Below are 24536 nucleotides of genomic sequence, written 5' to 3'. Positions count from 1 at the left end.
ACGCGACATGCAAACACTTACCAATTTACTGAATACGATCCCTGCCATCGATCCTGCCGCTATGTCGCGTGCACAACGGCATATTGACGGGTTACTCAAACCTGTTGGTAGCCTGGGAAGGCTGGAGGCGCTTGGCGTACAACTGGCGGGAATGCCGGGGTTGAATGGCATACCGCATGTGGGCAAAAAAGCGGTACTGGTTATGTGTGCCGATCACGGCGTCTGGGAGGAAGGGGTCGCTATTTCCCCAAAAGAAGTGACAGCCATTCAGGCTGAAAATATGACCCGCGGAACAACCGGCGTGTGTGTGCTGGCAGCACAAGCGGGCGCTAACGTCCACGTAATTGATGTTGGTATTGATACTGCTGAGCCTATCCCCGGGCTTATCAACATGCGTGTCGCACGAGGTAGCGGCAACATTGCTTCAGGTCCGGCAATGAGTCGCCGTCAGGCTGAAGAGTTGCTTTTGGACGTCATATGTTATACGCGGGAGCTGGCAACAAACGGTGTCACGCTGTTTGGTGTAGGTGAACTGGGGATGGCAAACACGACACCGGCAGCGGCGATAGTGAGCACAATCACTGGCCGGGATCCTGAAGAAGTGGTTGGGATTGGCGCAAACCTGCCGACAGATAAACTGGCTAATAAAATTGATGTTGTGCGACGGGCGATTACGTTGAATCAACCAAATCCGCAGGATGGCGTTGATGTCCTGGCAAAAGTGGGTGGATTTGATTTGGTCGGAATGGCTGCCGTGATGTTAGGCGCTGCGTCCTGCGGTTTACCGGTGTTGCTGGATGGATTTCTTTCTTATGCTGCCGCGCTCGCAGCCTGCCAGATGTCTCCTGCAATCAAACCGTATCTCATTCCTTCTCACCTGTCGGCAGAAAAAGGGGCGCGTATAGCGTTGTCGCATTTGGGGCTGGAGCCTTATCTCAATATGGATATGCGTTTAGGTGAGGGAAGTGGCGCAGCTCTGGCGATGCCCATCATCGAAGCTGCCTGTGCGATATACAACAGCATGGGCGAACTTGCTGCCAGTAATATTGTTCTACCGGGGAATACGACTTCTGATTTGAACAGTTAAAAACGAAAAGTCTGATAAAAGCTATACTTATCGGATAGTATTCGCGACTTAGGAAAGGGACATGATGCGTCGTGTAAATATTTTTTGCTCATTTGCTCTACTTTTTGCCTGCCATAATAGCCTGGCGGTAACTTATCCATTACCTCCAGAGGGTAGCCGTTTAGTGGGACAGTCGCTTACTGTAACTGTTCCTGATCACAATACCCACCCGCTGGAGACTTTTGCCGCACAATACGGGCAAGGGTTAAGTAACATGCTGGAAGCGAATCCGGGCGCTGATGTTTTCTTGCCGAAGTCAGGCTCGCAACTCACCATTCCGCAGCAACTAATTTTGCCCGCCACTGTTCGTAAAGGGATTGTGATTAACGTCGCTGAGATGCGTCTTTATTACTACCCGCCAGACAGTAATACTGTGGAAGTCTTTCCTATTGGTATCGGCCAGGCTGGGCGAGAAACCCCGCGTAACTGGGTGACTACCGTTGAACGTAAACAAGAAGCACCAACCTGGACGCCAACGCCGAACACCCGGCGCGAATATGCGAAACGAGGGGAGAGTTTGCCCGCATTTGTTCCTGCGGGGCCTGATAATCCCATGGGGCTGTACGCGATTTATATTGGCAGGCTATATGCCATCCACGGTACCAATGCCAATTTTGGTATTGGGCTCCGGGTAAGTCAGGGCTGTATTCGTCTGCGCAATGACGATATCAAATATCTGTTTGATAATGTTCCTGTAGGTACTCGTGTACAAATTATTGATCAGCCAGTGAAATACACAACGGAACCGGATGGATCAAAGTGGCTGGAAGTTCATGAGCCGCTGTCGCGCAACCGTGCGGAATATGAGTCAGACCGAAAAGTGCCTTTGCCAGTAACGCCATCTTTGCGGGCGTTTATCAACGGGCAAGAAGTTGATGTGAATCGCGCAAATGCTGCATTGCAGCGCCGATCAGGAATGCCTGTGCAAATTAGTTCTGGTTCAAGACAGATGTTTTAAGAGCGTTGTTAATTAGAAAGCAAAAAGCCTGCTCGAAAGCAGGCTTTTTTGAATTTGGCTCCTCTGACTGGACTCGAACCAGTGACATACGGATTAACAGTCCGCCGTTCTACCGACTGAACTACAGAGGAATCGTGTGAACGGGGCGCATATTAATGGCAGTGCATGGTGATGTCAAAGGGTGAAATGCATTTTTTTGTTTGTTTGCTGTCAATTTCAACAAAGTGGTGAGCTTTCAATCTTATTGGGTAATGAACCATCGTGGTGCATACCCTCCTTTTATAGGGCAGGGGAACGCGACAGCTGATTAAAGGAGCCAATGACGAATCTATCATAATCTCTTATTTGACAGTTGCTTAGCTTGTACATCAACGCCAAAATAAAACTGGCAAGCATCTTGCACTCTGGTTGTAAGTAATGGCGGCACTTGGGCCGATTCTTAAACACCGGAGGCAACATGAACTTCAGACGCTTGAAATACTTCGTAAAAATTGTAGATATTGGTAGCCTGACCCAGGCTGCTGAAGTATTGCATATCGCACAACCAGCGCTCAGTCAGCAGGTTGCCACACTGGAAGGTGAGTTAAATCAACAACTTTTGATTCGCACAAAACGGGGCGTTACGCCAACTGACGCCGGAAAAATTCTCTATACCCATGCGCGGGCCATTTTACGTCAGTGTGAGCAGGCCCAACTGGCGGTGCATAACGTTGGTCAGGCATTATCGGGGCAAGTCTCGATTGGCTTTGCGCCAGGAACCGCTGCGTCATCCATCACCATGCCTTTATTGCAGGCGGTTCGCGCTGAATTCCCGGAAATTGTTATTTATCTCCATGAAAATAGCGGTGCTGTGCTCAACGAAAAACTGATGAGCCACCAACTCGATATGGCAGTGATTTATGAGCATTCTCCTGTGGCTGGTGTTTCCAGTCAGGCTTTGCTGAAAGAAGATCTTTTCCTGGTAGGAACGCAAGATTGTCCGGGGCAAAGCGTTGATGTTAATGCTATAGCACAAATGAACCTCTTTCTCCCCAGCGATTACAGTGCCGTTAGACTTCGTGTTGATGAGGCTTTTTCCCTACGGCGGCTTACAGCAAAAGTTATTGGGGAAATTGAGTCTATTGCCACGCTTACCGCAGCAATTGCCAGCGGCATGGGCGTTGCAGTCTTACCCGAATCGGCCGCGCGTTCGTTATGTGGCGCAGTAAACGGATGGATGTCACGCATTACCACACCTTCAATGAGTCTCTCTTTGTCATTAAATTTACCCGCCAGAGCGAACTTATCACCACAGGCGCAAGCAGTGAAAGAGTTGTTAATGTCAGTGATGAGTTCTCCAGTGATGGAAAAAAGGCAGTGGCAATTGGTGAGCTAAGCGTTATATCGGGATGGAATAAGATGCGGGTTTTTATTATTTGTTATGCCGGGCATTAAACTTTAACAATAACGTGATATCTGAACTGCCCGGAGTTTACCGTGAATTTCCAACAACTAAAGATAATCCGCGAGGCTGCACGTCAGGATTACAACCTGACAGAGGTTGCGAATATGCTTTTTACCTCACAGTCAGGCGTCAGCCGTCACATTCGGGAACTGGAGGATGAACTTGGCATCGAAATATTTGTTCGACGAGGTAAGCGACTGCTGGGCATGACTGAACCGGGCAAAGCATTACTGGTCATTGCAGAACGTATTCTGAATGAAGCCAGTAATGTTCGTCGGCTTGCAGACCTGTTTACCAACGATACGTCTGGCGTTCTCACTATTGCAACGACGCATACTCAGGCACGTTATAGCTTGCCTGAGGTCATTAAAGCTTTTCGCGAACTTTTCCCGGAGGTTCGGCTGGAGCTAATCCAGGGTACACCACAGGAAATTGCGACGTTGTTGCAAAATGGCGAAGCTGATATTGGTATCGCCAGCGAGCGTTTAAGTAATGACCCGCAGCTCGTCGCCTTCCCGTGGTTTCGTTGGCACCATAGTTTGCTTGTTCCACTCGATCATCCCTTGACGCAAATTATACCGTTGACGCTGGAATCAATAGCGAAGTGGCCGTTAATCACTTACCGACAGGGGATTACGGGGCGCTCACGTATTGATGACGCATTTGTCCGCAAAGGTTTGCTGGCAGATATTGTATTAAGTGCGCAGGATTCTGATGTCATTAAAACCTATGTTGCACTCGGGCTGGGGATTGGATTAGTTGCCGAACAATCCAGCGGTGAACAAGAGGAAAAGAATTTAATCCGTCTGGATACGCGGCATCTTTTCGATGCTAATACTGTCTGGTTGGGACTCAAGCGAGGACAACTTCAGCGTAACTATGTCTGGCGCTTTCTGGAACTTTGTAATGCAGGACTGTCAGTTGAGGATATCAAGCGCCAGGTGATGGAGAACAGTGAAGAGGAAATTGATTATCAGATATAGCAAAAAGCCCGCTATAAAAGCGGGCTTTTCAGAAATTTGGCTCCTCTGACTGGACTCGAACCAGTGACATACGGATTAACAGTCCGCCGTTCTACCGACTGAACTACAGAGGAATCGCTGTTGAGGCACATCTTAACGGCGAAAAATCTTTTGTCAAACCCGATTTTTAAATTTCCCAACTGTTTGCCGTTTCTATCAACAGTTTGTTGCATTTGCAGACAATTTGTTGGCGAAAATCTTTGCAGCTTTGCTGATTCTCCCTCATCATTTGAAATGTGGTTTCACTTTTTGCAATTAAGGTCGGCTTTGAATATCTCCTCTGCTTTACGCCAGGTTGTTCACGGCACTCGCTGGCACGCCAAACGCAAGAGCTACAAGGTGTTGTTCTGGCGCGAGATAACCCCGCTTGCTGTTCCTATCTTCATGGAGAATGCCTGTGTCCTGTTGATGGGTGTTTTGAGTACTTTTCTGGTCAGCTGGCTGGGAAAAGATGCGATGGCCGGCGTGGGATTGGCGGACAGCTTCAATATGGTCATTATGGCTTTTTTTGCAGCTATCGATCTTGGTACTACTGTCGTTGTGGCATTTAGTCTCGGTAAGCGGGATCGACGACGAGCGAGGGTGGCGACGCGGCAGTCATTGGTGATCATGACGTTGTTTGCCGTACTGTTGGCAACGCTTATTCATCATTTTGGCGAACAAATTATTGATTTCGTCGCAGGTGATGCCACGACAGAAGTTAAAGCACTGGCGTTGACTTATCTGGAGCTGACGGTACTCAGTTATCCAGCAGCTGCCATCACTTTGATTGGTAGCGGGGCACTTCGTGGTGCAGGGAATACGAAAATACCGCTACTGATTAACGGTAGCCTGAATATTCTTAATATTATTATTAGCGGCATATTGATTTACGGCCTTTTCTCCTGGCCGGGACTGGGATTTATCGGGGCTGGGTTGGGGTTAACCATTTCTCGTTATATTGGCGCAGTGGCAATTTTGTGGGTGCTGGCGATTGGTTTTAATCCTGCGCTAAGGATTTCGTTAAAGAGCTATTTTAAACCGCTGAATTTTAGCATTATCTGGGAAGTCATGGGGATTGGGATTCCAGCGAGTGTCGAATCAGTGTTATTTACCAGTGGTCGGTTATTAACCCAAATGTTCGTTGCCGGGATGGGGACCAGTGTTATTGCCGGGAATTTTATCGCGTTTTCAATTGCGGCTCTTATCAACTTACCCGGAAGTGCGCTCGGCTCTGCTTCTACAATCATTACAGGCCGAAGGTTGGGGGTAGGGCAGATAGCGCAAGCAGAGATTCAGTTGCGGCATGTGTTCTGGCTGTCCACTCTTGGATTAACGGCCATCGCCTGGCTAACGGCTCCCTTTGCTGGGGTTATGGCATCGTTTTACACCCAGGATCCACAGGTTAAACATGTCGTTGTGATTCTGATTTGGCTAAATGCTTTATTTATGCCTATTTGGTCTGCCTCATGGGTGCTACCCGCTGGATTTAAGGGGGCTCGCGATGCCCGTTACGCCATGTGGGTTTCTATGTTGAGCATGTGGGGTTGCCGGGTTGTAGTCGGTTATGTGCTGGGAATCATGCTTGGCTGGGGTGTGGTTGGTGTCTGGATGGGAATGTTTGCCGACTGGGCTGTGCGGGCCGTGCTGTTTTACTGGCGCATGGTTACTGGACGTTGGCTATGGAAATACCCTCGCCCCGAGCGACAAAAGTGTGAAAAAAAGCCAGTTATGTCGGAATAAACGACAAAATGCAGATTATTTCAGCAAACGATTTCAAATTTAAAAAACAGGCTTTGACATTAAGGATGGGCATCGCTAATATTCGCCTCGTTCTCACGATTCCTCTGTAGTTCAGTCGGTAGAACGGCGGACTGTTAATCCGTATGTCACTGGTTCGAGTCCAGTCAGAGGAGCCAAATTTTAGTTTTGAGACAACTTTATGAGTCTCAAGGCAGCTAAAAATAGAAATTATTTTTACCCGACCACCTAAAAAAAGGTGGCCGGGTTTTTTGATGCCTGTATCTCGTGCTCTTAACCGAGCCTGATGGTTCAATGAGCAAATTGCCCCCAGTGGACATCACGGTTAGTAAGGTCATACCAACGGCTTAAAAGTCTGTTCTATACAGCACCGAACAAAGGTAAAGAGAAAAATACTTTATGCGGGATGTCGCTGTCTTGCCCTTATCGGGAAACTATACGTAATTGCGGCTTTGTCTTCTGTAAGAAGGAAAAGACGACCTGGAATATCAATTAATGTTATTTCTCTGCGGGCGGGGATTTTTATAATCAATATAATAGGTTGACCATTATATTTTTCATGCGAATTATATGAGATTAAAGAAATCTGCCATAAAGACAGATTTCTTTAAAATATAATTAGAGATTTGCGACGTTATGATAAACTTTTTGAACATCGTCGTCATCTTCAAGGGCATCAACAAGCCCTTCAAAGATTTCTAAATCTTCTGGGGAAAGCTCAACTTCAGATTGAGCAATCATTTCTAATTCTGTTGTTGAGAACTCAGTGATTCCAGCTGCTTTTAGAGCCGCGATTCCTTTATGAAGGTCAGTTGGTTCAGTATAAATAACAATGTTACCTTCTTCTTCGGTCACATCACGAACATCAACTTCAGCTTTAAGTAAAATTTCAAAAATATGGTCAGGGTCTGTACCTTTAAATACAATCACACCCGTATTGTCAAACATATAGCTGACAGAACCTGCCGCTCCGATATTGCCGCCTTTTTTATTGAAAATTGTGCGAACGTTAGCAATCGTACGGTTAACATTTGAAGTCAAGGTTTCAGCGATAATCATTGAGCCATTAGGACCAAAGCCTTCATAACGGCCCTGCACGAACGTTTCATCTCCGCCGCCTTTGGCTTTATCAATTGCTTTATCAATAACATGCTTTGGAACTTGTGCCTGCTTTGCTCGTTCAATAACGAATTTTAAAGATGTGTTTAATTCTGGATCGGGTTCACCTTGTTTGGCAGCAGCATAGATTTCTACACCGAATTTTGCATAAATTTTAGACGTTGCACCGTCTTTAGCCGTTTTTTTAGCAACAATATTGGCCCATTTACGTCCCACTGGAATGATCTCCTCGAAAATTTATTTACATTACTGGTAAATCGTTAACATGCGTTAATTCAGCATATTATATCATAACAGGAAAAATCTCGTCTATTAGAAATAAAAATATTCTAAATCCATAATCTTATATTTAATCTCATAAAAACTAATGTTGTTGGCGGATTTTTTTATAATTGTGTTTTGAAAGCATACTTGCTTTTAATATATGGAAATCATTAAGGCTGTAATAAAACTCGTATCCGCCCCAGGAAGCAAACAGCCTGCTTTATTGCAGGCTATTTGCTGGATGACTTACTAAATCCTTCACATCTATTCCTGATAAAAAGGAACAGAACTTATTACCGGAACGGCGGTTCATTAAAGGTTCGTAATTTACGTGAATGCAGTCGGTCGCCTTCTGCGCGCAGCAAATCGATCGCCCGAATGCCAATTTGCAGGTGTTCGGAAATAGCGCCTTCATAAAAACGGTTAGCCTGACCGGGAAGTTTAATCTCACCATGCAAAGGTTTATCTGAAACACACAGTAGTGTCCCGTATGGCACGCGGAAACGATATCCTTGTGCGGCAATGGTTGCACTTTCCATATCAATTGCCACGGCACGGCTTAAGTTTAAACGAAGTGCAGAAGCTGAGTAACGTAATTCCCAGTTCCTGTCATCTGTGGTTACCACAGTGCCAGTACGTAGCCGCTGTTTAACTTCCTCTCCGGGCCTGCCGCTGACTAACTTGGTAGCGTCATAAAGCGCACGTTGCACTTCAGCAATGCTCGGAATAGGAATATCGGGCGGCAGTACCGCATCAAGAACGTGGTCATCGCGTAAATAAGCGTGTGCAAGTACATAATCTCCAATGGCCTGGCTTTCACGTAAGCCACCACAGTGACCAATCATCAACCAGACATCCGGGCGCAGCACCGCCAGATGATCGCAGATGGTTTTAGCATTTGACGGTCCCACGCCAATATTCACCAGAGTAATACCCTGACCATCGGTGGTAATTAAATGCCATGCTGGCATCTGGTGTTTTTTCCATGCAAGGTCGGAAATGGCTTCTTCTGGCGCTTCGGTTTCGGCGGTGATCCAGTTCCCGCCAGCACAAGAAAGGGCAATGTAGGGACTATCAGGGTCGAGGATCTGGCTGCATCCCCAACGAACGAATTCATCCACATAACGTGTGTAGTTGGTAAACAAGACGAACGGCTGAAAATGTTCAACTGGCGTACCGGTATAATGGCGCAACCGCGCGAGGGAGAAATCGACGCGGCGCGCATCAAAATGCGATAGCGGGGAGAATTCCGTTGGATGATAAATGCCGTCTGCAGTTTCATCGCCAATTTGTGCCAGTTCTGTTGTCGGGAAGTAGCGAGTTAACCCAGCGCTCATTGAGCGATCAAGTGTCAATTCAGAGCCATCGATGACATAAGGATAAGGGATTTCATGTTGCGAGGGTTGCACAGAAATATGCGCACCATAATCCTGATAAAGCAACGTTAGTTGCTCATTCAGGTACGAACGAAAGAGAGTAGGGCGAGTAATCGTGGTGGTGTAGCTGCCTGCGTGAGTAAAACGACCAAATGCGCGCGTTTTGGGGGGATTTGTTGTGCTACCGTCCCAGGTTACGGTCAGTGATGGATAGACAAAAAGACCTTCTTTACGGGCATTTTCATCAGGTAATTCGCCACTTTTAATATAGTTGCCAATGGCATTGCGTAAAGCGACTACAGATTGCTCATACAGCGCGTCGAGTTTTTCCAGTGCCTGAGCTGGGGTCAGACCGGAGCCCTTATTATTCATGTGTGTCTCCTGTTCCATACAATTACCGCACTTCCGATAGTATGTCACAGGAATGTGAAACAAAAGTGTAAGGCGAAGATCGGATGATCTTCGCCTGACTATCAAGCGTGTTGATTGTCTTTCATCAACAAAGCGGTTATTGCAGAAATGAGGCATCCAGCCAGCAAATAAATGGCGACGCTATGCCAGTTTCCAGCAAAATAAGTGATGAGTGCAGCAGCAATAAAAGGTGTAAATCCACCGCCGACCACACTGGCAACCTGATATCCGACTCCAGCTCCACTATAGCGATAACTGGCACCAAACATTTCGGTAAACATCGGTTGTTGCACGCACACCACCATGTCATGCGCAATGTTTGCCAGCATTATGGAGAAGAAAACTATCCAGAAAATAGATTGTGCTTCAAGCGCTATAAAGAAAGGAAATGCGCTCAACGTTCCGATTAACGCGCCTGTGATATACACCCTGCGGCGACCAAAACGATCGGCAAGCCAAGCAAAACAGGGAATTGTCAGACAGCTTAGTCCACCTACCAGCAAACCGATATTAAGGAAAAGTTCGCGCGGTAACCCCATATTTTGGGTTGAATAGTTAAGCGCAAAGGCGGTAACGATGTACATCGTCAGCAACTCGCACAGTCGTAGCGCAATAATCTTCAGAAAAGCACCGGGATGTCGTAACAGTGCTTCGATAACCGGGATGCGTTTTTGCGCTGCCGCTTGATTATGTTGCTGTTGTTCAAACTCCGCGGACTCCTCCATGCCATTACGCACCCACAATGCCCCCAGTACCAGTACGATGCTAAACAGGAAAGGAATGCGCCAGCCCCAGCTTAAAAACTGTTCGTCAGTCGTCATCATACTGATCAATGAAACCAGTCCGGTCGAAAGCAGTAAACCTACTCCGTAGCCAACTTGTACACCGCTACTGTAAAAGGCTTTTTTATTCTTAGGTGCACTTTCAACGGAAAGTAACGCCGCGCCTCCCCATTCGCCGCCGACGGCAAATCCCTGAATGGCACGCAGCGTCACCAGTAAAATGGGGGCCCACCACCCAATAGTCGAGAATGAAGGAAGAATACCAATCAAGGCTGTCGCGATACCCATCATCCAGACGGTCAGCATTAACATGCGCTTACGTCCCAGTCGGTCGCCAAAGTGACCGAAAATGACACCGCCGAGCGGACGGAACAGGAAGCCGACACCAAAGGTGGCAAAAGCGGCGAGCGTTCCCATTGCCGGGCTGACTTGCGGGAAAAACTCGCGATTAAACACCAGTGCGGCGGTAATGCCATAGAGTAAAAAGTCATACCAGTCGACGACAGCTCCGGCGAAACTGCCAAACGCAGCTCGTCGGGCGCGACTTAACGAAAGCGTCCCATCATCGGGACGAGTGGAGATGAGCGTGGTGTCCATAATGATCCTGTTTGTACTGTCTTTTTATAATTAGTATGGAAAAGGTAACTCACATTGCCGTCGATCTATAAACGAACCTTATGAGACTACCGCGCCAGAGCGCTTCTGCAAATGATTTTATGGCTGATTAACGGCAACATGAAAAATTCGATAGAAGATGAAATCGCAGGAGTTGCATAAGGATTGAGCAGAGCACCTACAGTTTTGAGATATGAAACATAAAAGTCCGCATATGCACAAAATTGCACCCTGATGATTCTGATAGACTGCATTGCATTTTAACCAGTAGGGAGGCGAGGTTAGGTATGTTTTTAGCATCATTGTTGAGACGTATTGCATTTAGTTACTACGATTATAAAGCTAATAATTTCAATGTTGGAAAAACAGACTTTGTTGTCATCCACATTCCCGATCAAATTGGCGATGCTATGGCTATCTTTCCAGTGATTCGGGCGCTTGAATTGCATAAAATCAAGCATCTTTTAATTGTTACTTCGACTATTAATTTAGAAGTCTTTAATGCGCTCAAACTTGAACAGACTAAATTAACATTAGTAACAATGACTATGCAGGATCACGCAACATTAAAAGAAATAAAAGATTTAGCGAAGAACATAACACAGCGATACGGTACGCCGGATCTTTGTATAGAGGCAATGCGTAAAAAGAACCTGAAAACGATGTTATTTATAAGTCAGTTGAAAGCAAAAACGAATTTTCAGGTTGTCGGTTTAACCATGAAGTGCTATTCCCCTTTGTGTAAGAACGCCTCCCGGATGGATCAACATCTCCGGGCTCCCGTACCCATGACATGGGCGTTTATGATGCGTGAAGCGGGTTATCCTGCAGTCAGGCCAATATATGAATTACCATTAAGCGAGCAGGTAATAAATGAAGTACGTGAGGAATTGTGCACTTTAGGATCTTACATTGCGCTTAATTTAGATGGCAGCGTGCAGGAACGCACATTTTCGTTATCAGTAGCTGAGAAACTCATCGCCAAAATTCAAAGTAATAATGATATGCCAATAGTCATTGTTCATGGACCAAAAGGGGAAGATAAAGCCCGGAAATTAGCGGGTTGTTATAATAATGTCTACCGGCTATCCTTATCACCCTCGATTAAACGTTCAGCAGCAATCATAAAAGATGCTTATATCGCAATAACCCCTGATACCTCAATATTACATATGGCAAGTGCCTATAATACCCCCGTCGTTGCAATTTATGCTGATTACAAAACGCGGTGGCCTGCGATGGCAGATATCTCGGAGTCAGTGGTCGTTGGGCAAAAAATTGATCATATAAGTTTGGATGAATTCGGAAAGGCGCTAAAAAGTGCTCTGGAGAGAGTATGTGTCAGTACTTACGTATAGAAGGTAATGCCGATCTATGCTGAACAGGGGACATTAATACCCTGAGGTTGGTCAATCACCACAAAAAAAGCCTTTGAATCAAAGCAATACTCACCGAATAATAAGGCAACCTGAACTTAAATCCCCGTTAACTGCCATACATTATTATGACTTGCACTGATGTAATTAGCTAAATATTATCGTGATTTGACTAAATAGCAAAAATGATAGCTATCAAAAATAGCTCATATACTTTGTTTCCCGCTGCCGTAGAATAGATGGTCCTTCCATGTTTCAAGCATTTATTCAAAAAAAAGGGGGCTCGACTGTCTTACGATAAACAGAGAGGGATTGTAAAGTCGAGTGCCCCTAATGGAGCACTCTATAAAAAATCAACAATCAAATGTTTTTATAACATGTCACATGAGAAAATCCAAGTTTTGCCATTACGCTTTGCTCACCTGTTGCCAGGGAAATTTCGTATTGTTCATTGGAGTTTGCGGGACTAGATGACCAATACATATCTGAATAAAAATCGGCTTCATTCATGTAATGCCCCATATCTCCCCATTCACTGTACAATGTCCCTATACCTCGGGAACGACCCTGACTTAAAAGGCTTGCACGGGGAAGCATGTAGCCATTGCTACTGCAAAAATTTTCAGCAAGGCTGTATATCATGAAAGAATCGCCGGAGTTTACCCACCAACTCTTCACCCGGATTTCGTATATATAGCCAGGGCCTCCTGATTTTGGCGTCGCTGTAATCGTTACCCAACTGCTTCCGACATTTTTAAATGTCACTTTACCGGTAGCGTCAACATCGACCCAGGAGGCAGAGCTTGAAAACTCATAATCAGCCGCCGTTTTGCCCGGGGAAAAGTTGTCATTATTCAACTGATAATACGCCCCGGTGAATCCCTGAGAAGGGAATGAGTCTGTCGGTAGGTCAACACCATTGACTGACACTGTACCGCTCATTTTTTTACTTTGTGCGCGAGTGAATTGTATTGTGGTACTCAGATCAGCTTGATGAACACCATTCAACACGGGGATCAGCTTTGCAATACCCTCTCCACCGCCTGTAACGGTGGCTTTGTACTCGCCGGAGAAATTATTACTGTAGTCAATTGCGCTAACTTGCACATAGGGCACGTTGGTATCTGACTGCACAAATTCCATCCCTTCAGAAACATTGATCGGATTGCCTGATATATCGTGCAGAACAAGTTGTAGTTCAGCACTATCGATAAAGTCACCTTTCAGTGATGGCCGATTGTTCATAAGGACGGACTGCGAGGTGTCTGCTGGGCCAGCCACCAACGTTATATTAGCTGTTTGCGTTGCACCTGTGCTCGTTCCTGCACTAACAGTTACGCTCCCAGTTCGCGCACTTTTCACGGTGGTTGTCGCAAATCCGTGTTGATCGGTCACCGCTGTTAATGACCCTAATGTGGCAGAGCCACTTTTTAATGCGAAGTTCACATTGACGCCTTCGACTTGGTTACCACTGCCGTCCTCAACAGTAGCCTTCAGCGTGCTGATATCGCTGTCGTTGGCAGTGATAGTTGACGGATCAGCGCTCAGGCTGACCACATGGGCTGTGCTTTGGTTGCCAGTAACTTTCACGATTGTCTGCGCCTGAATAATTACGCCACTAGTGATAGATGCTGTAACCGTATACGTACCGACTTTATTGCTGGTCAGAACGACTTGTGCCTCCCCGGAAGGATTGGTTTTCATTGTTCCGCTACTTAACGTTGCATCTTCTGGCGTTACGCTAAAGGTAACGAGTTCATTGTTCACTGGGGCCCCATTTGGATTGGTTAGCCTTACTGTCAGAGTTGAACCTAATGGGTCATTGATGCCGATAAGTGGACTTGATGCTGTGAGTGTCAGTTTTAAATCGATTACCACCAGGTCCTTCTCATAAGAGGAGCCATTCGCCAGGGATGCTTGCACAGTATACGAACCGTATCTATTGGGCGTCATGGTGACCTCGGCTATACCCTGTGTATTCGTAGAGACCGTATCCTGACTAATGACCATGTTAAAAAATGACGGCTCTGCACTGAATGTCACAAGCTGTTCAGAAACTGGATTGCCAAACTGGTCGTCGACGTGCGCTTTAACCGCCAGGGGGGTTGCGACCATAACCTGACCTTCAGGCATTTCCAGACTGGTGATCGTCGCAGAATCAGCATCTGCTTTGACAGTCAACGTTTGCATGATGGTGTCTGTAGGTGCATTTGCCAGATTAGCCACAACAATTTTCGTCCCTGCAATGGTGCTTGTTACAAGAATTTCTGCCTTACCCTGAGCATCTGTTTCAGCGGTGGTGTTACTCAGCGTGGCGGATAAGCCGCGGAAATTGACCTTGATGCCTTCTAATGGATTGTCATAAGCGTCAGTGACACTTGCCGTCAGGGTCGCCCCCTCGGTTGTGCTGGCGATTAATGAGCTTGATGATGCGGTAAAATCAGCCAGTTTAGCGGTACTCGCATCGGCAAGCAAAGTCACCGGCCTCGTATCACTGACACCATAACTGTCCACGCTGACCGTCACGGGATAGGTGCCGGATTTTGTACCGCTCAGTGTAACTTCCGCCTTGCCGTTGATGTCAGTAATGGCGGAACCGCCTTCTCCAAGAGTGAAGCTTGCACTCACATCTGCCGGTAGTGTGAATGTCACCGGCTCATTGGCTAACGGGTTGCCGTGTCCATCAGTCACCGTTGCCTGAAGTTGGGTCATCCCAACGTTATTGGCGATAAAGTTGTTCTCGGTAACGTTCAGATTAACCTGCGCTGTGAGCGTATCCGCAATAAAATTCACCACCAATTGCTCACTCTTACCGCCAGCCATCGCTGCTGTCACGGTATGTGCTCCTGCTTTTGTACCTTTCAGTGTGACTTTCGCTTTGCCTTCAGCATCAGTAACCGCTTTACCGCCATCGCTCAGCGTGAAGTTTGCCCTCACATCTTCCGGGAGAGTAAATGTTACTTCAGTGTTGGCTATCGCATTGCCCTCTGTATCTGCGACTGTTGCTGTTAATGTCGTGAGATCGTTATTGTCGGCAATCACCGGATCTTTTGAGGCTCCCAGCGTGATTTCAGCATTCGCCACGTTCGGCACATAGGTCACTGTTTGTTGCATCGAATCGCCATTGTCGAGCGTTGCCGTCACTTGATAAACCCCGGCTTTTGTAGCGGTAAAGCTTGCGTAAAAATGGCCGTAGGAGTTGGTAGTATATATAGCGTTATTACTGGGGGTCACACCTTCACTTGGCGAAACGCTGATGGCCACCTTATGTTGGGGTACACCGTTTCCGTAATTATCGTTTACCACAACATACAGATCGGTCGTGTTGCCTGCGGAGACTGTATCAGTAAGTGCTTGTAACAAGGTGATATGTGCCGTAGACGCATCAGCGTTGACATTAATTGATGTGCTAAGCGTGGAGCTACCATTTTCCAGACTGGCCTCAACGGTATCCGGCCTCCCTCCTGATTCTGTCGAGGAACGGGTATTGGTATAAGTGACGGTTGCCTTACCCTGTTCGTTCGTTACGGCTTGGCCGCCATTCGTCATTTCAGCAGAGTTTGTACTGCTGGTGAAACTCACAGTTACACCTTTCACCGGAAAGCTATTATTATCAACGACTGTCGCGGTGATGACGCTGCCGGTGCTATTCTGCGGGGTACCAGCGATTATGCTGTTTGGGACAGACGTCAACCCAATAATTTTTGCCGCAGCTGTGTCGCCAATAAAGTGCACAGTTTTGTGGTCGCTGGCACCATTATTAGCAAGTGATACAGTGACCGTCTGCTCACCAAAGGCAACGCCTACGAGAGTGGCCTGCGCGATGCCAGACTCATTGGTATTACTCTCCCCTGGGGTGAGGGTGAGGCCTGAAGAGGCTGAGCTGAATGTTACCGGAAGATTGTTCACCTCATTGTCGAACTGGTCTTTAACCGTTGCAGTTAACGTTGCACTATCGACGCCATTACCCGTGATCTCATCTTTTGACATCTGCAGGGCAACCTGAGCCGAGGTTTTGTCTGCCACAAATGTTACCGGCTGCGAATCACTGGCATTGTTATTAATCAGCGTCGCGGTAACTGTATGCGTGCCCGCTTTTTTACCTTTGAGGGTGACATGCGCTTCCCCATTGGCCTGGGTGACGGTAATACCGTTATTTTCAAGGGTAAAGTTTGCCGCGACGTCTTGTGGCATGGTGAAATTCACCGCTATACCCGCCACTGGATGATTCGACGGATCTTTCACTGTAGCTGTCAGCTGCACACTGTCGCTGTTATTCGTCACCACCTGGTGAGCAGGGATGTTCAGCGTGAGCCGTGCGTTGCTGGCATCGGGAGCAATATTAACTGTCTTCGAATCGCTATTGCCGTTAGGCAGTGTGGCTTCGGCTGTATGAACACCCAAAACCGTGCCCTTAAGGGTAACTTCAGCAACACCACTGTCGTTAGTGTTGCTCGTGCTCTGACTAAGTTGAGTATCAGCCGGATCGGTACTGAAGGTGACCGGTAGATCTTTTACTACGTTATCAAAAGGATCTTTTACTGTTGCTGTCAGCGTCGTCTCATCCACGCCATTCCCAATGATTTCCACTTTCGATGTTTGCAGAACGACAATTGCGCTGTCCTTATCCGCCACGAATGTGACTGGTTGCGCATCGCTGGCATTATTGTTACCCAGCGTTGCGGTAACCGTATGCGTGCCCGCTTTTTTGCCTTTGAGGGTGACATGCGCTTCGCCATTGGCCTGGGTAATGGCAATGCCGTTATTTTCAAGGGTAAAGTTTGCCGCGATGTTCTGAGGCATGGTGAAGTTCACCGTTATTCCCGCCACCGGATGATTCGACGGATCTTTCACCGTCGCCGTCAGCTGCACGCTGTCACTGTTATTCGTCACCACCTGTTGAGCAGGGATATTCAGCGTGACTAGCGCGTTGCTGGCATCGGGCGCAATATTGACTGTCTTCGTATCTCTGTTGCCGTTAAGCAGTATGGCTTCGGCTGTATGAATACCCAAAACCGTGCCCTTAAGGGTAACTTCAGCAATACCGTTCTCATTAGTATTACGCGCGTTCAGACTCAGTTGCGTGTCTGCGGGAGAGGTGCGGAAGACTACTGACAGATTTTTAACCACGTTATCAAAAGGATCTTTCACTGTTGCTGTCAGCGTCGTCTCATCCACGCCATTCCCAATGATTTCCGCTTTCGATGTTTGTAGAACGACAACCGCTCTGTCTTTATCCGCCACAAACGTCATTGGCTGTGCATCGCTGACATTGCTGTTAGCCACACGAGCCGTGATCATATGCGTGCCCGCTAACGTGCCGGTCAGGGAGGCGATTGCAACCCCGTTACTATCCGTCATGCCTTTTCCGCTGTTGCTAATCGAGAACCGACTTGCGACGTCGTTTGGCACAGTGAAGGTGATTTCTTTATCTTTTAGTGGGTTGCCATTTTTATCCTGCAAGGTTGCAGTCATATGTTGCGGTGCTGTGTTGGTGACGGTGATATCACCTGAAGGCACACTGAGGGTCAGGGCAGCAGTACTTTGATCACCGATAAAATTCACCTGTTGACTAGCCTGGGAACCAGAGCTGACAGAGGCCGTAACCGTATAATCACCATTTTTCAAACTGGTCAGCGTGGCTGTGGCGATCCCGTCGTGGCTATTCACTTCGGTTTGGCTCAGTTTCGCCTCTGCTGAATTAACATTGAAGGTGACCTTGACGTCATTGAGCAGGTTGCCTTTTGCATCCCGGACTGTAGCGGTCATTGTGGCGCTGTCATTGCCGTCAGCGACCACTTCATTTTTCGACTTCTGTAGAACAACCTGCGCGGTACTCGAGTCACCGATAAAACTGACGATTAACGTTTGTTTCACGCCATTTTCAAGGGTGACTTCAACCGTGTTGTCTTCCTGCTTACTACTTTTCAGATCAAAAGTCGCCAGACCATTAACATCCGTTTTTGCGGTGTTTTGATTGTTGAAGGAAGTTGCCGATCCGTTTAATACCGCAAACGTGACGGTATGATCATTGATTGGGTTGCTTCCTTCATCAGCGACATTGACCGAGACGGTATTTGCTGCATTCTCATTGGCGAGCACACCATTATTGCTGGCAGATAATGTCGCAATTTTCGCTGACTGCGGGTTGGCGTCGATGATAAATCCAGCGGTATGCAAATCTTCATTCCAGTTTTGCATTAACAGCTTCGCAGTAAGTCCACTGCCTTTGGTATAGGCGGTATAGGTTGCCTTATAGACGCCATCTGCAGTTTCTTTCCAGTCTGTAGTGACTCCTGGTTTCACGTTGTCGATGCTGACTGCAGTATTCAGTTGCTGTTTTTGCTCCTTAACAGGTTTGTCATTTTCATCTCTCAGTTCTACCGTCACCTCGATAGGATTGCCGGAGAGATAACGGTCCTTATCAATCTTAATTGACGAGTGAGTTCGGGATGACGAAACAGAAATGATATTCACCACGGCGGGGGCTTTAGCCGCATCCACACCGTTCAGCTGTGGCATCAGCGTTAGCGTGCCAGACATCGCTCCTGTGGTCAGGACTTGGGTATAGCTTCCGTCACCATTATCTTTCCAGTCAGAAAGGGTAATGTCCTGAACACCTTCATGACGCGTCGAGAGCACCAGCCCGATAACAGGATTACCAGCTGCATCATGAGCAATAAAAGTCAGTGTGGCGGTTGAATGGGAATCCGCACTCAATGTTTGGGTACTTAACGATACCGAGGAATCTTTCTGGCTTAGCGCAGGTGCCTGAACGACCACCATGCTTTGTTCACGATTCGACAAATTGCCTTTGACGTCTTCAGCGGTAACTTCAATCGGCCAGGTGTTATCGGTTTCTGGCGTACTGGTGAACCGGTAACCAGGCAGGGTAACCAGAATATCTTTACCCGTTGTGACCACTTTACCACCGGCAGCTTCCAGAGCGGTGGCTTCGACGTTATAGCCTTTCAGGGCATATTTAGTTTGTAGCGACGAAACCAGTGATTTCACTTCTCCTGACTTCCCTGTCACGGGGTCTGTCAGGGTCAGGCGAACCAGTTCTTTTTTGCGATATTCCAGAACGATGTTGTTGTTGCGATCCACCAGATCATAACGGCTGCCTGCAAGGCTACGCCGTGCAGCGACTTCGTTCGGGTCAAGCTGTTTCTGCATTGCGCTGCCAGGTTGCCAGGTAAAATCGACGGCAAAACGGGTGTCATTTTCGCCCTGTTTACCCTGGCGTTGCTCCGCGCTGAAGGTCATCAGCGGGAAGGGGGTATAGTTAAGTCCAGCGGTTATGGCATGAGGATTACTTTGCCGATCGTCTTTATCGAACAGGGCTACTTCATCGCCATAATACTGTTCATAGACCAGTTTACCGCCAAGGTGCGGCCAGGCGGGTAACCAGCCTTCTGCGCGTACATCCCAGCCATTGGCCGGGCGTGCTTCATAATCGTTGTCCAGTTCAGGTGCGCTGCGCCAGTTGGTCAGTCGCAAATAGCCGTTACTGCTTAATTTAAGATAGTCGCGCCAGTACTCCGCGCCAATGCCGGCGCGGGAGTGGTAACGGCTAAGATCGTGGTCGAAAAAGAAGTTGATGCCCGACATCCATGTGGGAGTGAAATGACGCCAACCCAAGCCGTTGTTAATCTGCGTACGCTCGTCAGTACGGTGGAGAGTATGCTGGCTGAAAAAGAGATTATCAGGCGTTTCATACCATGGATGGAGAAAATCGAACTGGGAATTCTTCAGGCTAAAATCTTCATCCACGCCCAGCGTGATTCTTGCGGTGCCGAAGCGGCTTAATCAGTCTGTCATTGCGCCAGATGCCTGAGAAGAGGCCCATCCACGCGCCATATTGGCCGCTTGCTCGCTGTTCATATCTTCGGCGAGCAGAGACCCGATTTGCTGTGAAGTACTGGCTATCTGTTGCTCAAGGTTGTCACTGCTATTACGCGGCGACGGGGTTAAATTTTTTTCACTAACTTGTGCCGGGACATCCAGTTCATCACCCTGGCGGACATTATCAAAACCTCGAGCAAACGTACGAAACTGGTTGAGTTTGCGTAACTCAGCCAACGAAATACCGAAACGTTCGGCAACGCTTTGGGCCGATTCGAGCGCTCCAAGGGTGTAGGGCACCGTATTGGTATTTGCAATGGCGATTTGTGCAGGAACTGGTTGTTGGGTTGCGGCGTTTACCACACCTTGTGCTGCCGCAGTCATAGGGAACACAAGTTGAGTTACCAGGCAGATACCCGCAGTTAAGCGGCGTAGTTTAATACCCATCCCGCATAAGATTTGTCGGTCATTTATTTCTTCTCCACTTCTCTTCTTCGTAGCCATGCTTACCTTCCCTGAACGAGCTAACATAAATGCGCCCTTTCTAGCACAGCGAAAAAATATAAATCCTGATAGCAATATGATTGAAAATTAATAACTTTTCGTTAAGCAGTTTTGGGTGTGAGTTGCAAGAGGGGAGACTACTGAATAACTCAGTTTAATAATTGAGGGAGCAATGGTGACGAATATAGGGACGGAGTAGAGAAGATAGTGCTGAACTCTTTGCCAGCAGAAGGTTATGTGGCACAAAAATAACCGTAACTTCTCACTCTCGACAGGAAAGCTGTAGACGGCGTCCATAACAAAACGCCCCCAACCATAAGGTCGAGGGCGCTTAAGATGACAAACCCGCTCTTCGTTAAAGAATCAATGCTTAATGTAGATGAGTTGCATTGCACGATAAAAGCGAATTTTTAGAATTTGGCTCCTCTGACTGGGATCGCCGTAGCCATTAACAGGCTGATTGGTAAAGCTAAAAAAATTTGAGTTTGTCAAGACCACCAGAATGACCACCATTTTAAAGTAACATTTGAAGTTTACTCAGTAGCACCTTTAGCTTCACTTACAATCAATTAACCTGTGAAGATAGCTGTACCTACAATCGCAATAACTTATTACAGATCCGACGACAAACATCACCTGTTATCCACTCTGGCACTACCGTGCATGATAATCAATAAGTCGGGTGCTGGCTTGCAAGGCAATTGCGTTGTAATGTACCAAATCCCAGTTCGCCTTCACTCTAAAATGCCCCGACGTTTCGAACGCGTTTACGGTAAATAATGCGTGACAATCTGCAGGAACTCATCCCGCATCTGGTTGTCGATTTTCGGATTCCATGCCACACCAATGTTCCATATGATCTGCTTTCCCCACAGAGTAATCAGCTTGACTCCTACAGGTAAAAAATTCTCGACGCTGGCGGGTAGCAGCGCGAGACCATTCCCTCCGGCTATCAATGCTAGCAGGGAATGAATATCATTCGTCGCAGAGATTGGCTCAATGATGAGTTCATTATCCCGCAGGAACGCAGTCGTTTGCTCCGCCAGACAAGGGCTGACCGCTGGATCCATGCATAAAATCGGATAGATTGCCAGCGTACGCTGGAGATCGGTGGGATCAATATCGACGGCTACCGGGACAGCCAACACCAGATTTTCTTTATTTATTAAGCGAGAGGCCAATAATTCTGTTACCGGCATACGAACAAAACCAGCATGCAGTTCACCTTCCATCAACATCCTAGCTTGTACGCTGGAGGCAATTTGGCTGATAACAACGTCGCAGTCGGGAAATTTCTGGCGAAAAGTGTTAATCCAAACTGGTGTGCTTTTAAACGAAGATATACCAAATCCGAGCACCAGTTTACCCGTACTCCCCTTTTGGATTTCTCTGGCGTAGGTTAAAAAATCGTGGTGGGATTTCAGCAACTCATAAGCTTTAGCAAACAACTGCCTGCCAACCATCGTCAACACTGCCCCGTGGCGACCACGCAGGAAAAGCTGCCCTCCGGTCTTCTGTTCGAGCATCTTGATCTGCTTTGAAAGCGCAGGTTGTGTCAGAAATAAAGCTTCTGCAGCTTTATTGTAGTTTCCCTTTTCCGCCAGTGTCACAAATGCACGCAGCAGCCTTATATCTATTCCTGACATTTATTGAATCCTGAAAAATTGGAATTATACAAATACTCGCAACAGATGACATGATGCGTAAAATGATTTACGCCGAGATCCCCTTGGTTTGTCAAACTCAGAAACGCCATACCTGCTGCTCTTGGTTCTATTTAACACTCACTAATGCGCAGGTTATTTATAAAAATTGACCTCATAAATCATTCAAAAACATTAATTATATAAATACAATAAGGATTAAATATTTATGCCAAATATTGCCGTTCTCACTAATGACCTGCAGTATGAGTTTACCTACAAAATAACACGCTCTCCAGAAATTCTGGCGCAAAAACTCGTCCAGTTTAATCAGTTTCTCGATGGCATTCGCGCTCTGGATCAATCCATTATCCACCTGCAACTTATCAACGATCCTAATGACCCGGCGGTACAAAAGCGCTATCGCAACCGCGAAGCGGGCATTCCTGCACTAGCTGGTCGCCCGGAAAACCAGATTATCGATAAAGTATACCGCCCCACAGATCTGGTTGTAGTCAAGGGCAGAGACAGCGGTTTTTTTAATAACGATCTCGACGAAATCCTCCAGCAACTCGGGGTAAAAACCGTAATCGTTACCGGGTTGCAAACTCATGTTTGCGTGCAGACCACTGCAGCGGATGCCTTCTTTCGCGGCTATAACGTCTGGGTACCGGGCGACTGCGTGTTCGCTCCTTCGTCCGAAGATACAGAGCGTGCACTCGAGTGGCTTGCCAGCTATTGCGCAACTGTAGCACCTTCTGCGGAAATTTTATCAATATTGCAAAAACAGAACGATCTGCCTGAGCGCGGCGAAAGGGAAGCATCATGAGCTTAACCCAGACGCTAAATCATGAAGAGGTCGTTGTACTGGATCATGGCACCGGGGCGAAATTAAGCCGCGAGTTGGTTGAAAAAATTGCTAGCATTCTCGGTGACACCTATCTGGGCGTGATGGAAGATAGCGCGGTGCTGGGGTTATCCACCAGGCGAATTGCCTTCACCACCGACTCCTTTGTTGCCACGCCGCTGATTTTCGGCAACGGTGATATTGGCAAAATCGCCGTCTGCGGCACCGTTAACGATCTCGCTGTCAGTGGGGCTCGTCCCCTTTACATCACACTCAGTCTTATTATTGAGGAAGGTATGCCGATGGCTGATCTGGTCAGAATCATCGAGTCCGTACGTGAAACGGCTCGTGAGGCAGAGGTCAAGATTGTCGCTGGTGATACCAAGGTCGTAGGCAAAGGTGAAGCAGATCGGCTGTTTATCAATACTGCTGGCATCGGCGTGTTTGAACATCCGCCAGTCTCAGTTAAGAACGTGCGTCCGGGGCAGAAAATAATTCTGAGCGGATATATCGGCAATCACTCGATTCACCTGCTGTCGATGCGGGAAGGACTGGGGTTCGAGCGAAATATTCTTAGTGATTGCGCACCGCTGAACCACATTATTGACAAACTCATCAGCAACATCCCTGAAGGCAAAATAGCGTCAATGCGAGACGTTACGCGCGGTGGGCTGTCCGCTGTTTTACACGAACATGCGCGCGCAACAAATTATCAGATTCATTTCGACCAGCCATCTTTGCCCATACAGCCGGAAACCGCCATGGCAGCTAATATGCTGGGTGTTGACGTCATTAATCTCGCTAATGAAGGTTGTTTGTGCCTGTTTGTTGAACCTGAGTATGCTCAGAAGGTACTACATTTGCTGCAGGAGCATCCTGTCGGCAAGCACGCGACAATTATCGGCGAGATCACCGCTGTCTCGGGTACTGAAGTCTATATGATTGAAGCTGATGGAACACACACAGAAGTCGAGGAATTATATGGCGCAGAATTACCCAGACTCTGTTGAGCTTCACGAGACGCCGGAAACCCGGCGTTACCGCATCTGTGGGGTCGTTCAGGGCGTTGGATTTCGTCCCTTTGTTCACCGACTGGCCCGCACCTATGGTGCCACCGGCTGGGTGTTAAACGATTCAGAAGGCGTGTTGCTTGAGCTGCAGGCATCCGGCACGGTTATTGCCAGAATCATGGACAAACTGGTGACCGAGGCACCACCACTGGCAAAAATCATCAGTACGCAGGAAGTTAGCCCAACGGATACCAGAGCGCACTATGAAACGTTCAGCATCCGTAAAAGCCGCGATCATACCAGCATGGACACGATTATCCCGCCAGATACCAACGTCTGCAGCGATTGCCTGCGCGAGATAAGCGATCCTGATAATCATCGTTATCGTTACGCTTTCACCAATTGCACCAATTGTGGGCCGCGCTATTCCATTATTCTTGGTATGCCTTACGAT

12 protein-coding genes, 3 tRNA genes and 2 pseudogenes are annotated in these 24536 nt (G+C 47.5%); 10 read left to right on the top strand and 7 right to left on the bottom strand.

The window, feature by feature from the left end:
* Window positions 1-7 precede the first annotated feature (7 nt).
* Together cobT and ldtA are read left to right on the top strand one after the other, a co-directional pair.
* Window positions 8-1087, top strand: a complete 1080-nt coding sequence (cobT, locus tag QUF14_RS12610; RefSeq protein ID WP_001194230.1) for a nicotinate-nucleotide--dimethylbenzimidazole phosphoribosyltransferase — start codon at window positions 8-10, stop codon at window positions 1085-1087.
* Window positions 1088-1148: 61 nt separating this feature from the next.
* Window positions 1149-2084: a L,D-transpeptidase gene (gene ldtA / locus QUF14_RS12605; protein WP_138983887.1), complete on the top strand. Its 936-nt coding sequence runs from the start codon at window positions 1149-1151 to the stop codon at window positions 2082-2084.
* Between the two features lie 55 nt (window positions 2085-2139).
* Here the strand turns inward: ldtA and QUF14_RS12600 are convergent.
* Window positions 2140-2215 (bottom strand) — tRNA-Asn (locus QUF14_RS12600).
* A 326-nt stretch (window positions 2216-2541) separates the two neighbouring features.
* Here QUF14_RS12600 and nac point away from each other — a divergent pair.
* Together nac and cbl are read left to right on the top strand one after the other, a co-directional pair.
* Window positions 2542-3459, top strand: coding sequence for a nitrogen assimilation transcriptional regulator NAC (gene nac / locus QUF14_RS12595; protein ID WP_001011468.1), 918 nt, complete (start codon window positions 2542-2544; stop codon window positions 3457-3459).
* 101 nt (window positions 3460-3560) lie between these two features.
* Window positions 3561-4511, top strand: coding sequence for an HTH-type transcriptional regulator Cbl (gene cbl / locus QUF14_RS12590; RefSeq protein WP_001011014.1), 951 nt, complete (start codon window positions 3561-3563; stop codon window positions 4509-4511).
* 37 nt (window positions 4512-4548) lie between these two features.
* Here cbl and QUF14_RS12585 read toward each other — a convergent pair.
* Window positions 4549-4624: transfer RNA gene (locus QUF14_RS12585), tRNA-Asn, on the bottom strand.
* Window positions 4625-4784: 160 nt separating this feature from the next.
* On the opposite strand from QUF14_RS12585, the gene yeeO reads away from it, so the two are divergent.
* Together yeeO and QUF14_RS12575 are read left to right on the top strand one after the other, a co-directional pair.
* On the top strand, window positions 4785-6272 hold the full coding sequence (gene yeeO / locus QUF14_RS12580) for a toxic metabolite efflux MATE transporter YeeO (RefSeq protein WP_077630159.1): 1488 nt from the start codon (window positions 4785-4787) through the stop codon (window positions 6270-6272).
* 100 nt (window positions 6273-6372) lie between these two features.
* Window positions 6373-6448, top strand: a tRNA-Asn gene (locus tag QUF14_RS12575).
* A gap of 460 nt (window positions 6449-6908) precedes the next feature.
* Here QUF14_RS12575 and QUF14_RS12570 read toward each other — a convergent pair.
* From QUF14_RS12570 to shiA, 3 genes are all read right to left on the bottom strand, one after another.
* Window positions 6909-7625, bottom strand: coding sequence for a YebC/PmpR family DNA-binding transcriptional regulator (locus QUF14_RS12570; protein WP_100733583.1), 717 nt, complete (start codon window positions 7623-7625; stop codon window positions 6909-6911).
* Window positions 7626-7966: 341 nt separating this feature from the next.
* Window positions 7967-9421 carry an AMP nucleosidase gene (gene amn / locus QUF14_RS12565; protein WP_100733582.1) on the bottom strand — a complete coding sequence of 485 codons (1455 nt, stop codon included), beginning with the start codon at window positions 9419-9421 and terminating at the stop codon, window positions 7967-7969.
* 101 nt (window positions 9422-9522) lie between these two features.
* The gene (shiA, locus tag QUF14_RS12560) at window positions 9523-10839 is read right to left on the bottom strand and encodes a shikimate transporter (protein ID WP_000381745.1); all 1317 of its coding nucleotides are present in this window, start codon (window positions 10837-10839) and stop codon (window positions 9523-9525) included.
* A 305-nt stretch (window positions 10840-11144) separates the two neighbouring features.
* On the opposite strand from shiA, the gene QUF14_RS12555 reads away from it, so the two are divergent.
* Window positions 11145-12215, top strand: coding sequence for a glycosyltransferase family 9 protein (locus QUF14_RS12555; RefSeq protein WP_000477871.1), 1071 nt, complete (start codon window positions 11145-11147; stop codon window positions 12213-12215).
* Window positions 12216-12593: 378 nt separating this feature from the next.
* Here QUF14_RS12555 and QUF14_RS12550 read toward each other — a convergent pair.
* Together QUF14_RS12550 and QUF14_RS12545 are read right to left on the bottom strand one after the other, a co-directional pair.
* A pseudogene (locus tag QUF14_RS12550) lies at window positions 12594-20582 on the bottom strand (Ig-like domain-containing protein).
* Window positions 20583-21349: 767 nt separating this feature from the next.
* On the bottom strand, window positions 21350-22228 hold the full coding sequence (locus QUF14_RS12545; protein ID WP_000014150.1) for a LysR family transcriptional regulator: 879 nt from the start codon (window positions 22226-22228) through the stop codon (window positions 21350-21352).
* Between the two features lie 226 nt (window positions 22229-22454).
* Between QUF14_RS12545 and QUF14_RS12540 the strand changes: the two genes are divergently transcribed.
* From QUF14_RS12540 to QUF14_RS12530, 3 genes and pseudogenes are all read left to right on the top strand, one after another.
* Window positions 22455-23054, top strand: a complete 600-nt coding sequence (locus QUF14_RS12540) for a cysteine hydrolase family protein (RefSeq protein WP_001132834.1) — start codon at window positions 22455-22457, stop codon at window positions 23052-23054.
* A complete protein-coding gene (hypE, locus tag QUF14_RS12535; RefSeq protein WP_000060073.1) occupies window positions 23051-24082 on the top strand; it encodes a hydrogenase expression/formation protein HypE in 1032 nt (343 codons plus the stop codon). The genes QUF14_RS12540 and hypE overlap by 4 nt, the downstream gene beginning before the upstream one ends.
* Window positions 24024-24470: pseudogene (locus QUF14_RS12530) on the top strand (acylphosphatase); the annotation flags it as partial. The gene hypE and the pseudogene QUF14_RS12530, both read left to right, overlap by 59 nt.
* Between the last annotated feature and the right edge of the window lie 66 nt (window positions 24471-24536).

It is taken from the genome of Escherichia sp. HH091_1A (assembly GCF_030295175.1).
GTDB lineage: Bacteria > Pseudomonadota > Gammaproteobacteria > Enterobacterales > Enterobacteriaceae > Escherichia > Escherichia coli_F.
The sequence above is the reverse complement of the archived record's forward strand: the minus strand, read 5'-3'. Positions and strand labels throughout refer to the sequence as shown.

Coding starts and splice junctions, on each gene's coding strand:
- QUF14_RS12545 (WP_000014150.1), bottom strand. CDS start 22,228: ATGTCAGGAATAGATATAAGGCTGCTGCGTGCATTTGTGACACTGGCG.
- QUF14_RS12555 (WP_000477871.1), top strand. CDS start 11,145: ATGTTTTTAGCATCATTGTTGAGACGTATTGCATTTAGTTACTACGAT.
- amn (WP_100733582.1), bottom strand. CDS start 9,421: ATGAATAATAAGGGCTCCGGTCTGACCCCAGCTCAGGCACTGGAAAAA.
- nac (WP_001011468.1), top strand. CDS start 2,542: ATGAACTTCAGACGCTTGAAATACTTCGTAAAAATTGTAGATATTGGT.
- QUF14_RS12540 (WP_001132834.1), top strand. CDS start 22,455: ATGCCAAATATTGCCGTTCTCACTAATGACCTGCAGTATGAGTTTACC.
- cobT (WP_001194230.1), top strand. CDS start 8: ATGCAAACACTTACCAATTTACTGAATACGATCCCTGCCATCGATCCT.
- yeeO (WP_077630159.1), top strand. CDS start 4,785: ATGTGGTTTCACTTTTTGCAATTAAGGTCGGCTTTGAATATCTCCTCT.
- ldtA (WP_138983887.1), top strand. CDS start 1,149: ATGATGCGTCGTGTAAATATTTTTTGCTCATTTGCTCTACTTTTTGCC.
- hypE (WP_000060073.1), top strand. CDS start 23,051: ATGAGCTTAACCCAGACGCTAAATCATGAAGAGGTCGTTGTACTGGAT.
- shiA (WP_000381745.1), bottom strand. CDS start 10,839: ATGGACACCACGCTCATCTCCACTCGTCCCGATGATGGGACGCTTTCG.